At 37.7% G+C, this 16,304-nt stretch carries 16 protein-coding genes; 13 read left to right on the top strand and 3 right to left on the bottom strand.

The window, feature by feature from the left end:
- Window positions 1-18: 18 nt before the first annotated feature.
- The gene (locus ABD769_RS22440; protein ID WP_344853595.1) at window positions 19-333 is read right to left on the bottom strand and encodes an RNA recognition motif domain-containing protein; all 315 of its coding nucleotides are present in this window, start codon (window positions 331-333) and stop codon (window positions 19-21) included.
- Between the two features lie 215 nt (window positions 334-548).
- Between ABD769_RS22440 and ABD769_RS22435 the strand changes: the two genes are divergently transcribed.
- From ABD769_RS22435 to ABD769_RS22415, 5 genes are all read left to right on the top strand, one after another.
- Window positions 549-2,534, top strand: coding sequence for a sialate O-acetylesterase (locus ABD769_RS22435; protein ID WP_344853594.1), 1,986 nt, complete (start codon window positions 549-551; stop codon window positions 2,532-2,534).
- A gap of 187 nt (window positions 2,535-2,721) precedes the next feature.
- Complete coding sequence (locus tag ABD769_RS22430) at window positions 2,722-5,235, top strand: beta-L-arabinofuranosidase domain-containing protein (RefSeq protein WP_344853593.1); 2,514 nt, start codon at window positions 2,722-2,724, stop codon at window positions 5,233-5,235.
- 72 nt (window positions 5,236-5,307) lie between these two features.
- A complete protein-coding gene (locus tag ABD769_RS22425) occupies window positions 5,308-6,171 on the top strand; it encodes an OmpA family protein (RefSeq protein WP_344853592.1) in 864 nt (287 codons plus the stop codon).
- Between the two features lie 289 nt (window positions 6,172-6,460).
- Window positions 6,461-6,592, top strand: coding sequence for a hypothetical protein (locus tag ABD769_RS22420; RefSeq protein ID WP_344853591.1), 132 nt, complete (start codon window positions 6,461-6,463; stop codon window positions 6,590-6,592).
- On the top strand, window positions 6,582-6,902 hold the full coding sequence (locus ABD769_RS22415) for a hypothetical protein (protein WP_344853590.1): 321 nt from the start codon (window positions 6,582-6,584) through the stop codon (window positions 6,900-6,902). The genes ABD769_RS22420 and ABD769_RS22415 overlap by 11 nt, the downstream gene beginning before the upstream one ends.
- Before the next feature lie 119 nt (window positions 6,903-7,021).
- On the opposite strand, the gene ABD769_RS22410 is transcribed toward ABD769_RS22415, so the two are convergent.
- Window positions 7,022-7,222 (bottom strand): DUF3606 domain-containing protein, encoded by a 201-nt coding sequence (locus ABD769_RS22410; protein WP_344853589.1) that lies wholly within the window; start codon window positions 7,220-7,222, stop codon window positions 7,022-7,024.
- Window positions 7,223-7,608: 386 nt separating this feature from the next.
- On the opposite strand from ABD769_RS22410, the gene ABD769_RS22405 reads away from it, so the two are divergent.
- Window positions 7,609-7,839: a hypothetical protein gene (locus ABD769_RS22405; RefSeq protein WP_344853588.1), complete on the top strand. Its 231-nt coding sequence runs from the start codon at window positions 7,609-7,611 to the stop codon at window positions 7,837-7,839.
- Between the two features lie 3 nt (window positions 7,840-7,842).
- Here the strand turns inward: ABD769_RS22405 and ABD769_RS22400 are convergent, their stop codons facing one another.
- Window positions 7,843-9,699, bottom strand: a complete 1,857-nt coding sequence (locus ABD769_RS22400; protein ID WP_344853587.1) for a PAS domain-containing sensor histidine kinase — start codon at window positions 9,697-9,699, stop codon at window positions 7,843-7,845.
- A 287-nt stretch (window positions 9,700-9,986) separates the two neighbouring features.
- On the opposite strand from ABD769_RS22400, the gene ABD769_RS22395 reads away from it, so the two are divergent.
- The 7 genes from ABD769_RS22395 to ABD769_RS22365 all read left to right on the top strand — a co-directional run bounded on the left by ABD769_RS22395 (window position 9,987) and on the right by ABD769_RS22365 (window position 16,166).
- A complete protein-coding gene (locus ABD769_RS22395; protein WP_344853586.1) occupies window positions 9,987-10,634 on the top strand; it encodes a Crp/Fnr family transcriptional regulator in 648 nt (215 codons plus the stop codon).
- Between the two features lie 435 nt (window positions 10,635-11,069).
- The gene (locus tag ABD769_RS22390; protein WP_344853585.1) at window positions 11,070-11,636 is read left to right on the top strand and encodes a UbiX family flavin prenyltransferase; all 567 of its coding nucleotides are present in this window, start codon (window positions 11,070-11,072) and stop codon (window positions 11,634-11,636) included.
- Window positions 11,637-11,689: 53 nt separating this feature from the next.
- Window positions 11,690-12,235, top strand: a complete 546-nt coding sequence (locus tag ABD769_RS22385; RefSeq protein WP_344853584.1) for a hypothetical protein — start codon at window positions 11,690-11,692, stop codon at window positions 12,233-12,235.
- An 11-nt stretch (window positions 12,236-12,246) separates the two neighbouring features.
- A complete protein-coding gene (locus tag ABD769_RS22380) occupies window positions 12,247-12,390 on the top strand; it encodes a hypothetical protein (protein ID WP_344853583.1) in 144 nt (47 codons plus the stop codon).
- Window positions 12,391-12,468: 78 nt separating this feature from the next.
- Window positions 12,469-13,791 carry a tRNA (N(6)-L-threonylcarbamoyladenosine(37)-C(2))-methylthiotransferase MtaB gene (gene mtaB, locus ABD769_RS22375; RefSeq protein WP_344853582.1) on the top strand — a complete coding sequence of 441 codons (1,323 nt, stop codon included), beginning with the start codon at window positions 12,469-12,471 and terminating at the stop codon, window positions 13,789-13,791.
- A 378-nt stretch (window positions 13,792-14,169) separates the two neighbouring features.
- Window positions 14,170-15,318: a prolipoprotein diacylglyceryl transferase gene (locus tag ABD769_RS22370; protein ID WP_344853581.1), complete on the top strand. Its 1,149-nt coding sequence runs from the start codon at window positions 14,170-14,172 to the stop codon at window positions 15,316-15,318.
- A 59-nt stretch (window positions 15,319-15,377) separates the two neighbouring features.
- A complete protein-coding gene (locus ABD769_RS22365; protein ID WP_344853580.1) occupies window positions 15,378-16,166 on the top strand; it encodes an inositol monophosphatase family protein in 789 nt (262 codons plus the stop codon).
- The last annotated feature ends 138 nt before the right edge of the window (window positions 16,167-16,304 follow it).

Raw genomic sequence — 16,304 nt, 5'->3', positions numbered from 1 at the left:
AAGAAATTTGAAGAAAAATTACCGCTGTAACCTTGGTCTTTTACTTTTAAAAGGCTGGTTGGTTTTTGGTTTCACCGCTTTAGCGGTATTGTCCTCTTCCGATATTTTTACCGTAATAACATTGCCTTTAAAAGTTTCATCATTTAAAGTAGATACAATGTTTTTGGCATCAGGAAGACTATATATTTCCAAAAAAGCATAACCCTTACATTTGCCCGTAGCCCTGTCGCGCACAATTTTAATTGTTTCTACCCTGCCGTGAAGACTAACCAGTATTGCCAAATCCATCTCTTGGATGTTGTCAGGAAGGCCGCCTATAAAAATCTTAACCATTAATTCAGTAATTTGAGGAACGTCCGGCAATTCGATCTTGAATCCAGAGCTGTTCTTTTAGACCTGCAAAATAAGCAAAATGATATTCTTACCCAAAACAATTGAACGAATTTTACCTCATTTTTAACATAAATTTGCCCGGGGCAATGAATGTATTGCTGTTAACCCGTAGAAAATGTAAATTCGCTATCTAATCATCAAAATACAGATCAATTATGAGCATCCCGGGATCAAAATCTTTATTTCTACTTGCATTATTAATATTCAGCTTCCAGTTTTTACAAGCGAAAATTTTGTTGCCATCGGTTTTTAGCAATAATATGGTTTTACAACAAAAAACAAATGTTGCAATTTGGGGTAAAGCAACTGCTGGTAAAGCAGTTAAAATCACAGTTTCGTGGAATAAAATTAATTATGGTGCCATTGCTGATGCAATAGGCAATTGGAAAATTAAAGTTGGAACTCCTGCTTATGGCGGACCTTACACCATCACCATTTCGGATGGAGAATTACTGGAGCTTAGTAACGTATTAATCGGTGATGTATGGATTTGTTCAGGTCAATCCAATATGGAAATGCCACTTGCAGGCTGGGGGAAAATAAACAATTATGAAAAAGAAATCGCAGATGCGAAATTCCCAAACATCCGTTTATTACAGGCAGAACATATCACCAGTAATGTTCCGTTAAGCGATGCCAAAGTAACTAATGGCGGCTGGCAGGAATGTAGTCCAAAATATATTGCAGATTTTTCTTCTACAGCCTATTTCTTTGCCCGCGAAGTGTACGAGAAAACAAAAATCCCAATCGGATTAATCCATACCTCGTGGGGTGGTACCATTGCAGAAGCCTGGACCAGCGCTGAATCGCTTAAAAAAATGACTGATTTTTCTGCAGCCGTTGATAAAATCCAGCAAGCCGCTAAAAATTCTTCAACAGTTTCATACGATGAAAAAATAGCTGGTTGGGTTAAAATGACTACAGAAAAGGATTCCGGATATCATGCCGGACAGCTTAAATGGACTGCAGCAGAAACTACCAACTGGAAAAGCATGACTTTACCAACTTTGTGGGAAGAGGCAGCACTCAAAAATTTCGATGGCATTGTATGGTTCAGTAAAAAGGTGAATATTCCTGAAAATTGGAAAACAAGCGGTATAAAACTTAACCTTGGTACTATTGATGATAACGACATCACTTACGTAAATGGTGTAAAAGTTGGCGAAACCGTTGGTTATAATGTAGGAAGAACCTATACAATACCAGCTGATTTACTCAAACCCGGCGAAAATATCATTACCGTGCGCGTTTTTGATAGTGGTGGCGGCGGCGGAATTTATGGCGAAGGCAAAAATTTAAATTTAACAAATAACGCTGGCGGGCAAATTTCACTTACGGGAGACTGGAAATATAAAGTTGGACTCAATTTTAATAACATCGGACCAAAACCTGCCGACGAAAGCGGACCCAACCGACCAACTGTTTTATATAATGCCATGATTCATCCTTTTATACAGTTTTCAATAAAAGGAGCCATTTGGTATCAGGGAGAAAGCAATGCCGATAGGGCTTATCAATATCGTGAGTTATTTCCTGTAATGATTAAAGATTGGCGCCAGAAATGGGGGCAGGGCGATTTTCCTTTCTATTTTGTACAGTTGGCCAATTACATGCAGGTAGATAATGCTCCTGTAGAATCGACCTGGGCCGAACTTAGGGAGGCACAACAGAGAACACTAACTTTACCAAATACCGGCATGGCAACCATTATCGATATTGGCGACGCAAAAGATATTCACCCTAAAAACAAACAGGAAGTAGGAAGAAGACTCGGCCTGATCGCACTGGCTAAAACTTACGGTCAGAAAAATAACTATTCAGGGCCGGTTTACCAATCTGCTAAAGTTGAAGGAAAACAGATCCGTTTAACCTTTAGCAATACCGAAAATGGAATAAAAGTAGCAGATGGTGCAGCCCTTACCGGTTTTGCCATTGCAGGGGCAGATAAGAAATTTCACTGGGCAAAAGCCAGTATCCAGGGAAATCAGATTGTAGTAAGCAGCGATCAGGTTGCAAATCCTGTTGCTGTGCGCTATGCATGGGGAAATAATCCCGTAGCAAATCTTGTTACAAGTGATGGGCTTCCGGCATCACCGTTCAGAACGGATACCTGGCAAGGCATCACTTTCGGCAAAAAATAATTTTTATAAATAACTTTTTATAAAGCCCGGCAATTTATTAATATAAGTTGTCGGTTTTGTTTTTTTTTATGATAATTTTTTGATTATCAATTACTTATTTACCTTCTTGGATATTTACTAAATCGTTTTATTATTCGCCTATATTTGTTAGTTTTATAGAAATAATTATCTAACCAATAATCCTTTTATGAAGAGAATAGTAACACCAGTTTGTTTTCTGATTTCCAGTTTAGTTTTTCAAAATTTACAAGCCCAAAATTTAACCGAATTTAATAAAGCGCCATTAAAACAACAGGTTTATGTGCAATTGCCGCTCGGCAGTATAAAAGCCAAAGGGTGGTTATTAAAACAACTCGAGCAACAGCGCGATGGCGCAACAGGAATGGCCGAAGAACTATATCCGGAGAAAGATAACCTGGGTAAAAATACCGATTGGCTTGGCGGAGATGGTAACGGATGGGAGCGGGTACCTTACTATGTTAAAGGTTTAGTAGCTCTGGCTTATACCTTAGATGATCCTGCGCTTAAAGCTAAAGCACAAAAATATATCGATTGGACGCTCAATAATCAGCAGCCAAATGGTTTGTTCGGTCCGCCAAAAATGAAAGACTGGTGGCCGCGTATGCCCATGATGTATGCCCTTCAAAGTTATTACGAAGCCACAAATGATAAAAGGGTAATCCCGTTTCTTTCCAAATATTTTAAATACGAACTGGCCAATCTCGATGCCGATCCTTTAAAAGAATGGGGTAAATCAAGAGCTGGCGACAATATGGAAATTGCCATCTGGCTTTACAATAAAACCGGCGATAAGGACCTCTTAAAACTGGTAGAAAAATTAAAAGAACAGGCTTATCCCTGGATTGATATTTATACCAATAACGGGTTTTATTTTTATGGTGACGATTTTCAGCCAAAACACATGGTTAATGTGGCTCAGGCCTTAAAATTCCCTGTGGTTTATGCACAACTGAACGACTCGCCTGCCAACCGCGATGCCCTTTTAAAAGGTATTCAGCATATCATGCACGATCACGGCCAGCCTGAAGGTTTAGGCTCCGGAACAGAATTTCTGGCAGGTACCAGCAGTGTTGAAGGGGTAGAAACCTGTACCGTGGTAGAATGGATGCAGAGTTTAGAAACTGCTGCCAAAGTAATTCACGAGGCAAAAATTGGCGATCAGCTCGAAAAAGTAGCCTTTAATGCCCTTCCCGCCCAATTTAGCAGGGATTTTAAAAATCATTCTTATTATACCTTGCCTAATCAGGTACAAAGCGTACATGGCGAACATGGCTTTAATCAGGATTATGCTTCTGGCATCGTTTCCAGTCCTTACTCAGGCTATGGTTGCTGCCGCTATAATATGCACATGGGCTGGCCGTATTTTGTGAAAAATAGCGTGGTGGCTACACCCGGTAAGGGGCTGGCCGTAATTACCTATGGTCCAATGGAAATAGAAACTTTAGTGGCCGGGAACAAAAAAATTAAAATTACCGAAGAAACCAATTACCCTTTCGAAGAACAGATCAGGTTAAAAATCGGTCTGACAGCACCGGCATCATTTCCGTTAATTTTGAGAATTCCGGCATGGAGTATTAAACCGGTCATAAAATTAAACGGAACTCTATTAAGCGGTGTAAAAGCAGGAGAAATGTTCTCAATTAGCCGCGATTGGAAAAATAACGACCAATTGGAACTTAATTTCCCGATGGAGGTAAGTACGCAAATTCAGGTAAATAATTCGGTAAGTGTAATGCGTGGTCCAATCGTTTATGCATTAGAAATCAAGGCTGAAAATAAAATTACCAAAACGCATCCTGTTGCTGGTTTTACCGATTATGAAATCCTTCCCGCCTCACCATGGAATTATGGACTTTCATTAACTAAAGGAAATTTAAACAGTACCGTTAAAATCGAAAAATCTGCCATGCCAGAAAATCCTTTTATCGCAGCATCATCACCTGTAAAATTAAAGATTCAGGGCAAAAAAATCCCTTCCTGGGGTTTAGGCTATAACAAGGTGGCAGCTTTTGATGTGCCCTTTAGTCCTGTTGCCTCTGATGAAAAAGATGAAGAAATTACTTTAGTACCCTACGGATCCGAAAATATCCGTTTAAGCTGCTTTCCGGTAATTGGTCAGCCCAAAAAAGTAAATAAAAGCCTGACAGAAAGTTTTGATAAAGGAATGGCAGCAGATTGGGTTTTTTATGGTGGTGGTTGGTTTTGGAAAGATGGGCAGGTTAATTCAGCCTCAAACGCCGGCTCTGGTGGTTACGGCATTAAAGGTTCAAAATATGTAGCCAATGGCACAGATTTTAAAGATTTTACTTACCAGGCCGATGTAAAAATCAATACCGCAGGCGATGCAGGCCTAATGTTCCGGGTTTCTAATCCGGCCATCGGTCCTGATGCTTATCAGGGATATTATGTTGGTTTGAACCCGGTTGATGGAACGGTACAGTTAGGTAAGGCGAGCGATCAAAAATGGATTGTGCTGAGCTCAGCAAAATATCCTGTTGAAATGAACAAAATGTACACCTTAAAAATTGTTGCTAAGGGCGATAATTTCGATATTTTTATAAACGGATCTGCAAAAGCTATTCTTTCTGCAAAAGATAGCCAGTATCAGTCGGGCACTATAGGATTAAGAGCGTATAAAGCATTGGCCAGCTTCGATTCTGTAAAGATTAACGCTTTTTAACATCGGTTAGAGGCATATTAAACTTTGCGGCAGGAAATTTGTTAAACTATTAACAATAAAAAAATTAATATTATGAAATTATACAAATCAATCCCTTTAATGCTCTTTGGCCTCGCCCTTGCTGCAGGTTGTGTAAGTAATAAAAAATACGCCGAACTTCAGGATACTTATTCGAAATTAAGAGAAAGAAATCAGGAACTTAGCAATAAATATCAGGATAGCCAACGCGAACTTAGCGGAAGCACCAGCAGGGTTAAAAGTTTAGAAGAACAGATTGCATCAGAAAGGGCAAATGTTACCGCCTTACAAGATGCCCTGAATAAATGTTTAAACTCGAGTAACCAGGGTAACGTGAATATCTCGAAGCTGGTTGATGAAATTAACAGTTCAAATAAATACATCAAACAACTGGTAAATGCCAAAAACAAAAGCGATTCGCTTAATATGGTGTTAACCAATAATTTAACCCGCTCTTTAAGCCGGGAAGAACTTGGCGATGTGGATGTACAGGTGCTTAAAGGGGTGGTTTATATCTCTTTAGCTGATAATATGCTTTATAAATCAGGTAGTTACGAAGTTTCTGATAAAGCAGGAGAAACTTTAAGTAAAATCGCCAAGATCATTAAAGATTACGATACTTATGATGTGTTAATTGAAGGTAATACCGATAACGTGCCCATTACACAGCCCAATATCCGCAATAACTGGGATTTAAGTGCTTTACGTGCCTCATCTGTAGTGCAGGTATTGCAAACCAAATATGCTGTAGATCCTAAACGTTTAACAGCAGGTGGCCGTGGCGAATATAACCCAATTGCAGATAATGCAACTGCTGGTGGAAAAGCCAAAAACAGGCGTACACAGATTATTATTACACCCAAGCTGGATCAATTTATGGATCTGATAGGTAAAGCGCCTGAGCAATCACAAAAATAGCGCGTATCATTAATAACATTTTAAAAGGCCTGAATTAATTTCAGGCCTTTTTTATTTGCGGTGCTTTTTAATGCGTAAATAAAATATATCCTGATAACCAGACTTCTATGACTGTTTTAACCATTTAAAAATGTATATTTGTTTATATCAGTAATACAATTACTTCTTTCTCTCGCTGATGTACCATTATGGTATTCGCTAATCTTATTTAGATGAGTATTTCTTATTCCAACCACCGAATTGTTTATGCAATGATGATTGGTCTTATTTATCATAAACATTAAGATTCATGAGTAGAGACAAAAAGAAAGAGGCCAGTGTGAACAAAAAAGCACCCTCAGATTATCAGTCCGGTAAAGGTAAATCGGCAAAAACTGAAATCGATCCATTCGCCGAAAAACCGGGTAAAAATGGCAAATAACGATCAAAAAGTTCAGGCAAAAGTTTTTTTGTATGAATTGAACAATACCAGGCACGAATATGGCTTTTCAGCAAACGAAGAGTGGACATTGGACTTAGCTACCAATACACAGAAAAAAGACCTCGAAAATAAATATTACCCTATTTTATCATTAATTGTAGCGCCAGAAAATATTATGGCTATGCTTGATCTGTTAGAAGATAAACTTGGAAATGCGGTTAGTAATATCAAAGATAGCTTTCTTCAAAAGAAAATTTCGAAGGAATCCATCAACCTATTGGCTTATAGTGTGGCGAGGTTAAAATATTAAACAGATTGAGCGTGATTGGGTTTTTTAGAAAACAAAAGAGGAGGATGAGAAGTGTAGTTTGATCTTCATTTCAACCAGCAGATTGAAATGAAGACCCTCTGTTAAGATCATTTATAAAATCAGGAAATACTCACTGCTTTCTTTTGCTGGTTTAAATAAGCCGTAATCTGATGCAGTGTAATGCACCTGGTGGCCCTAACGGCCGATTTCAATACTTCAGAACTCACGCCAAGACGGTTTGCCCAGTAATTACGGTCTGTTTCTTCGGATAATAGGATAATTTCTTCTTTAATGCCTGTGGTTTGATTGAGATTTTTCATAGGGGGATGATTAATTCGGTAATAACACTTACAAACCCATTTTGTTTTGATAAAATTAACTTTTTTTATTGGAAATAACAAGCTGTAATGCAGTGAGTTGTGTTAAATAATCTTAATCACTATGTTTTCTGTAGTTAATTATAGTAAAAATCGGTTTATATGTTTCATTGCCATCGGTATCATCTAAATCTAACTCAATAGCTAAAATTGTTTTTGTTCATAAGAATTGTTCATTTATATGATTGGAAAAACCATAATAGATATATTAACTTATTTAACCACTACAAAACGTTTTAGTATAGCTCTAAGTTGTGCATAAGAATGTGTTTATGTATTTTTAATTCTACGTTTTTTGATTATAATTGTCGAGTTTTTTACAAGTGTTTATGAGTGATAAAAGAAGAGGAGAAGTTATTCAGATCAATATTGAACTTGGCATTGGAATCATAATGGATGAAAATGGTCAGGATATTCATTTTCGTCTGGACACAATACCCAATGAAATTGAAATAAATTCGAAGGTAACTTTTGAGATACAATTAACAGCCCAGGGGCTTTCTGCCATGAATGTTGAGGTAGAAAAAGAAAAACTCTGGCCCAGCCTATGTAATTTATAACAGCTAAGAACTTATTATGGGAGCAGGCAGGCTAAAATAAAAGGTAGAGCCTTCACCAAATTTACTTTCTGCCCATATTTTTCCGCCGTGCCTTTCTATCACTTCGGCGCAGATATATAAACCCACGCCAAAACCAGCAATGGTTTGTGTAACCTGGCTCTCTACGCGGAAAAACCGGTCGAACAGTTTAGGAAGATCGTTTTCTTTAATGCCAATTCCCTCATCTTCTACACTTACCACTAATTCACCTTGTCTTTTTTTACATTTTATGGCAATTAGAGATTCTTTTTTTGAGTATTTGGCCGCATTGCTGATCAGGTTATTCACTACATTGCCGATTTTTTCCCGGTCAGCATTTACAATCATTCCCTCTGATCCGATTACCTGTATAAAATGACTTGGTAAAATTACCCTGTTTTCTTCTGCAATGGTTTCAATCAGGTCTGCCAGGTCGAAATCAATTTTATTAAGTAAAATTTTGCCCGATTCCAGTAGAGATACATTTAAGAAACCATCAATCATTAACGACATTCTTTTCAGCTGAACGTTAATTTTATCCAGTGTTTCTGCAGTAAATTCATTCCCGGTTTCTTTAAGCTTATATTGTAAAAGCTGTACATAAGCATTTAAGGCGGTTAATGGTGTTTTAAGTTCGTGACTTACCATCCCAATAAAATCATTTTTTCTGATTTCATCCTGTTTATGCTCAGTAATATCCAAAACCGCTCCAGCAATATAAACACCCTTTCCCTGTTCGTTATAATAAGCCTTTCCGGCCGTTCTCAGCCACTTTGTTTTGGCTTTAATCCCGTTTAAATTAATCTGGTATTCGATATTAAACGCTTCTTTGTTGTGCAGTGCTTTTCTGATACTGCCGGTTAGAAACGTTAAATTTTCGGGACTAATAAGCGACTTTGCTTCATCCAGGCTTAATTTATTGCTATCCAGTTCGTAAATCTGCTGTGCCCTTTCTGATAGAAGTACTTTTTTGCTTTCTATATCAATATTCCACGATCCCATTTCTGAGGCATCCATAGCAATTTTTAAAATGTCTTTTGCCTTAAGCAATTCCTTTTTAAAGTTTACCTGTTCTGTAATATCTTTAATAATAACAAGAATGCTGGTTACTTCATTTTTATCGTTTTTTAGCGGCTGGTACATGGCTATAAAGTAACCATCAGCCGTAGATGTCGAAATTTTAAGTTCATTTAATGTTAAAGGCTCGCCTGTTTTAAAAATATCCTTCACACGGCTTAATATCTGTCTTTGCAGGCCAAGTTCCTGTCTTGATTCTTCCTGCGGAATGCCGATTACTTCTTTTCTGGTTCTGCCCCAGAGTTTTAAAATATTATCATTTGCATACTCCGTAATTAATTCCCTGCCCCGTAATACGCACATACCTAGCGGCGCCTGTTCAAAAAAGCCCCTAAACCTTGCTTCGCTTTCAGATAGTTCGAGTAAAATATGTTCGAGATCATTTTCATTAGTAGGGATTTCTTTAAGCGAACAAACAATATATTCAACCGGGTGCTCAGCCTGAAGCACAGGTGAAAACTCCAGCTCCCAGTTCACATTTGGCGAATTGGAATAAATGGGATGAATAATTATACTGTTGTTTGTTTTAAGCTCGCTTACTTTATGTACCGTTTTAACCAGTAAATCTTTCTCTCTGTCAGATAGCAGGTTAGGGATCGCATCAATATCGTAAAACTTTAATTCACCTCCAATCCGCTCTATTAAAGCCTGATAAGCATCATTGTGCTCCACCACCACCAATACGGGTTTTATTTTAAAGATAATAAGGGGCGATTTGGAGTGCTTTAATAATGCTTTTAAGAATGAAGAGGTTAAATTGATCATAAAATTGAATTGGCGCTTTACCAAATATAATCTTTACGACGTTAATTGCCAATAGATTTGCTGGGATTGCATCATATTTATACTACAAAATTGTAGTAGATATACGGAGCTAATGTAACTTTTCAATATATAATGATCCGAAAACTACAGCGAGCATTTATTTTTATGGATAAATTATTTTTAGCTAAACATTTTTCCTGTATCTGTGTTTCAGAAATAGGTAGATAATATTTTCGTTTGTCGTTCTTTTTTGAACGATTAGTTTGCAGTTACACAATAGATAAAACATGAATCCCGAAAACATTTATTCAGAAGATAAGTGGCTACCTTTTAATGGCTTTTCGCCGTTGATAAAAGTATATAGATTGTTTCACGATCTAACGCCTGATATAGAATTTATCATTAATAGCCATACCTTTCCCGTTAACTTTAAGAAAAATAAGTTTATAACTTCGCCATTGCACCGCGATAAATGTACATACCTCATTTTAAATGGTATTGTGAGGGGCTATATGAAAGAAGATAACCAGGAAATAACCACCTGGATTGCAAAAGAAAACGAGTTTGTTGGCAACGTTAGTAATTTTTGGGATGAAAGCGAACCCATTGAGGAATATGTACAGGCGCTTGAAGATGTGGTTGCTATTGCTGTTCCCTACACGATGTTAAAATTACTATATCTTAATTACCAGATTGTGAATTATGTAAGCCGGAAAATGACCCAGCTTCATTATTTGCAAGCCTGCGAAAGGGCACTTATTTCGAGGTTACAATCCGCAGAGAAACGTTACCTCCGGTTTATGAAATCTTATCCTGAACTGGTTAACAGGGTGCCCTTAAAATATATTGCTTCTTTTTTATGTATGCGATTGGAAACCTTAAGCCGTATCAGGTCAAAGCTGGCGCTGCAGTTTGCAGAAATACCATCACGATAATCGCAAATAAGAAGCACTTTAGCCTGAATTATTTTGAGTGCAATGTTATTTTAATATCAAAAAAATGTAAAGCCAAATTACCGAAATAACGGTATGGAATTTAAAATGTAATGGCATACTGAGTAAAAGTGACTTATTTGTAATACATTTTTCATGATAATGTTATATAAAACGTCACGTTTTTGTCTCTTAAAATAGTTTTTTTATCTTTTTAATAAAAATTATTGAACTGTTAATCAGGAGTTTATATTTTGTTTTAGATTTAAATACCTCATTTTAACGATTTAACATTTCTTGCATACATTTTTTTAAAAATTTATATATATTTGTTCTTACCCTTTCGAGGGTATGTTTTTCATAGGTAGATGTAGGGTCAGAACAATGTTCTGGCCCTTTTTTTATTTTTAATCCCCCCAGAAAACCTATTTTTGTTTCATGATGAAAAAGAAAGTAATTGTTGCTGTTACCGGAGCGAGCGGATCTATTTATGCCAAAGTTTTATTCGACCAGTTATCGGTGTTGAAAGATCAGATTGAAGCGGTTGGGGTAGTAATGAGCGATAATGCGAAAGAGGTTTGGCAGTTCGAACTTGGCAATCAAAACTACAATAATTTTAAAGACTTTACTTTTTATAATAAGAACGATTTTAATGCGCCTTTTGCGTCAGGATCAGCAAAATACGACACCATGATCATCGTTCCCTGCTCTATGGGTACCTTAGGCCGTATTGCACATGGCATATCGAACGATCTGATTTCGAGGGCTGCGGATGTAGTGTTAAAAGAGCGGAGAAAATTGATTGCGGTGGTAAGAGATACGCCTTTCAGCCTGATCCATATTAATAACATGAAAACCGTTACCGAAGCAGGAGGAATAATTTGTCCGGCAAACCCCTCATTCTATAGTTTACCTAAAACTATTGAGGAAGTGGCAGGAACAGTGATCAGCAGGGTGCTTGATTTGGCAGGGTTTGAACAGGAAAGTTATCGCTGGCAGGAGTAGTTGCTATTTTGCCAAAGTTTAAATATTTTTAGCCTTTAAACCAAACCAATATCATGAAACTATTTTTACGCTCCGTTTTATGCTGTGCATTTCTATGCGCGTTTTTTTTTTCCAGACTTAATGCACAGGATTTTCTGATTACTTCTAAAAACGACACCCTGAAAGGGGAAATCAAAAAGCAATTTATCGGTTTTTACAGATTCAAACCTGAAGGAACGGATAGTTTTAATAAAATTAAACTTCGCGAAACTAAAGAATTCTTTAAAGCCGAAAAGGAAATCAACTACCTCGTTAAAGAACGTCCGGATAAAAAGAGTCCTGATTTTTTGCAAAGGCTTGTAAGGGGTAAAATAGATTTGTTAGAATATTACCGTCAGTCTGGAAACAACCATGTTGATATCGTTTGGTATGCAAGCAAACAAAACGGAGAACTTTTAGAGGTAAAGAGCAATCGCATTTTTGGATCAAGAAGTGAGCGTAAAGATAATTTATATAACCTGATCAGCGACAAACCTGAATTGCTGGAAAAATTTAAAAAAGACGACAGCTATAGTTTCGATGCTGTAAAAGATTGTATTAAATCGTATAACGCAAACTAAGCAGCAACATCATGTCGAAATCAGTTTTTATTTTAGTTGTTTTATTCGCTTCGGGATTATTTCTATCCGGATGCGAAAAAAAAGCCTGCCCGGAGGGGATGCACGAGTTGCGCTTAAAAGATGGTACAACTATCTGTGTGCCCAATAATTTATAGTCTGTATTTTGTCAGTTATTCACTAACAAATATATTGTATCCAATCTAATATCTAAAAATTGTATCTTTGCAGGCTCAATGAAAAAGGTCGCATTTTATACATTAGGTTGTAAACTCAACTTCTCTGAAACTTCAACCATAGGTCGTTTATTTACCGATGCAGGTTATGCTGTGGTAGAATTTCAGGATCAGGCCGATGTGTATGTAATTAATACCTGTTCAGTTACCGAGCATGCGGACAAAAAATGCCGTAAAGTTGTTAAAGAGGCCTTAAAATATTCTCCCAATGCATTTGTAACCATTGTAGGTTGCTATGCGCAATTAAAACCACAGGAAATTGCCGAAATTGAAGGCGTTGATATGGTTTTGGGCGCTGCAGAAAAATTCAGGATTGTAGAATACATTACTGATTTAACCAAACAGCCTAAAGCGGTTGTGCATCAACAGAATATAGAAAAAGTAAACCATAATTTTATCGCTTCTTATTCTATTGGCGATAGAACGCGTACTTTCTTAAAAGTGCAGGATGGCTGCGATTATCCTTGTACCTATTGCACCATTCCGTTGGCACGTGGCGCAAGCCGTAGCGATACCATCGAAAATGTGGTTAACCGGGCAAAAATGATTGCCGAAAGCGGTGTAAAAGAGATCGTGTTAACAGGGGTAAACCTTGGCGATTTCGGTATCCGTAACGGTCAGCGGGAAGATAAATTTTTTGATTTGGTTAAAGCACTGGATCAAGTTGAAGGAATTGAAAGGATCCGTATTTCATCAATTGAGCCAAACCTTTTGAGCAATGAGATTATTCAGTTCGTATCAACCTCAAAAAGATTTGTACCTCATTTTCACATTCCCTTACAATCGGGCTCCGATAAAATTTTAGGCTTAATGCGCCGCCGTTACCGCAGAGATTTGTATGTAGAGCGTGTTGCTAAAATTAAAGAGGTAATGCCACATTGCTGTATTGGTGTAGATGTGATTGTTGGTTTTCCCGGCGAAACAAAAGAAGATTTTTTAGATACCTATCAGTTTCTGAATCAGCTTGATATTTCTTACCTGCATGTATTTACTTATTCTGAGCGCGAATTAACTGCAGCTGCAGAAATGAAAGGTGTTGTTACAGGTAGCGAACGTAATGAGCGTAGCAAAATGCTCCATATTTTATCTGATAAAAAACGCAGGGCTTTTTACGAATCTCAGATTGGCAGCGAAGGAGAAGTGCTTTTCGAAGCCGATCAAAAATCGGGCTACATGCACGGTTTTACCAAGAACTATGTAAAAGTACGTGCCAAATATGATCCGGTTATGGTTAACGAATTAAAAGCTGTTAAGCTATTAGAGATTACCGCCGATGGCGAAGTAGAAGTAGCAGAACTGGAAACTGCTTACGCACATCACTAGTTAAGTCCAAAGTCGGTAGTCCTGAGTCCGAAGTTCACATCAACTTGTTTGTCATTCTGAGCGTATTCGAAGGATAGATGATGGAAAATGTAAGATGGATGATGGAGTTGATATCGACTGGTTAAAATTTTCGCGAAGAACTAGTGTAATAAGTTAATTAAACCTGATCGGAGCGGGCACGAATCCCGATTTTTTTCAATCGGGTGAGTAAAGCGTAGAGCAGGGCTGTATTAACCGATGAAATACAGAACCACTCTTTTTCAAAAAAAACTTAGATTTTAACCTGTTTCTTTCTGCTTTAAACGCTGGTCTTTAGTCTTTCCACTTTAGTCTTTAAGCTTTGGTCTTTCTTTCCTATCTTCGCTTCAAATTATTTGTATGTTTCCTACCGTTTCACATTTTTTAGAATATCTTTTCGGCATTAATTTACCGCTTCCGTTTAATACTTTCGGCGTTTTTGTGGCGCTGGCATTTGTGGCAGGTTATTGGGCATTTACCAAAGAACTTAAGCGTAAAGAAGCACTTGGCATACTCCATCCAATTAAAAAAACAATTGTAATCGGTAAACCTGCTACAACATCAGAACTGATTATGAATGGCCTTTTTGGCTTTGTTATTGGTTATAAACTGGTTTACGCCTTGTTAAATTACAGGCTTTTTGTTAGCGATGCGCAGGGCATACTCATGTCGGCTAAAGGAAATATCATCGGTGGTTTGTTCTTCGCCGGTTTATTTGCTTATTGGGATTACACTGAAAAAAATAAACACAAACTCGATAAACCAAAAGAAACGCTGGTTACTGTTCATCCATACCAAACCATGAGCAACCTGATTGTTTGGGCAGCGATCTGGGGCTTCTTGGGGGCAAAATTCTTTGATAATTTAGAATATTGGGATGATTTTGTTCAGCATCCTATCGAAAGGTTGTTATCATTTAGCGGCTTAACCTTTTACGGCGGTTTAATCTGTGGCGGTGCTGCAGTATTAATTATTGCTAAAAGAAACGGAATTAAGCCCCTGCACATGCTCGATGTTGGTGGACCGGGAATGATGCTGGCTTATGCTGTTGGCCGTATAGGCTGCCATTTAGCCGGCGATGGCGACTGGGGAATTGTAAATCCGAACCTAAAACCTTTTTCATGGATGCCAGATTGGTTATGGTCGTACAAATATCCTAATAATGTGGTAGGCGAAGGAATTCCAATTCCGGGTTGTAATGGTAAATTCTGTAACGAACTGGCCCAAGGTGTTTATCCGACACCAATTTACGAGGTAATTATCTGTTTAATCCTTTTTGCTTTCTTATGGAAAATCAGGGATAAAATCAAAGCGCCTGGTTTAATGTTTGGTATTTATATGATTTTAAACGGTTTAGAGCGTTTCTGTATCGAATTGATTCGTGTAAATTCAAAATACCATGTTTTTGGTCTTCGCTTTACCCAGGCCGAAATGATTTCTACCTTCCTTGTAGTTGGCGGTATCGCGTTAAGTGCTTATGCCTTAAGGAACAAAAATCAACTGGCTTAAACTGCTTTCTAAATATTCATTTAAATCCAACAACAACTATGTTTGGTTGTTAAATAGCTATGAATTACGAATTACTATGCAATAAAGTGATATCGATTGTAAAGCTTACCGGAAACTTTATCCGTAAAGAAGCCATGCAATTTGATGCACAAAAAATCGAATACAAAGGATTAAATGATATGGTTTCCTATGTCGATAAAACAGCAGAACAGAAACTTGTTCAAAATCTCGAAAAATTAATTCCCGATGCTGGTTTTATTACCGAAGAGAAAACAATCAGCAGGGAAGGTAAAACATATACCTGGATCATCGATCCTTTAGATGGTACCACCAATTTTATCCATGGCATACCGGCTTATGGCATCAGCGTGGCCCTTTATGAAGATGGTTTGCCTGTTATCGGAGTAGTTTATGAATTAAACAGGGGCGAAATGTTTTATTCTTACAAAGGTGGCTTAGCTTTTATGAATAAAAAAGAAATTAAAGTTTCTGTTAATCCTGATTTAAAATCAAGCTTATTGGCTACGGGCTTTCCGTACTGGCAGTTTGATAAACAACCTCAATATTTAAAATTACTGGCCGAAATGATGCAAAAAAGCCATGGCGTACGCAGAATTGGTGCGGCAGCCGTAGATCTGGTTTATACCGCCTGCGGACGTTTTGATGCTTTTTTCGAATTCAACCTGCAACAGTGGGATTTTGCCGCCGGATGTTTTATTGTACAGCAGGCAGGAGGAGAGGTGTTCGACTTTTCGGGAGGAAATGATTATTTTGAAAAAAGAGAAATATTAGCCACCAACGGCAAACTTACTGCAGAGATGCTAACTGCGATTAAGCAGTATTTTTAATAACTCGTCATTGCGAGGCACGAAGCAATCCTAATGCGGTCGCAGGTAGCGATCGTCGTAATATTGCTTCGTCGTTCATCCCCGCAATGACGACATTTTTTACAGATCTCTCCATTTCGCGTTGCCTCAGTCGAGATG

Origin of the sequence: Pedobacter jeongneungensis (genome assembly GCF_039538295.1) — a bacterium.
Taxonomy (GTDB): domain Bacteria; phylum Bacteroidota; class Bacteroidia; order Sphingobacteriales; family Sphingobacteriaceae; genus Pedobacter; species Pedobacter jeongneungensis.
Note: the sequence above shows the minus strand (reverse complement) of the source record. Positions and strands in the feature narration are given on the sequence as shown.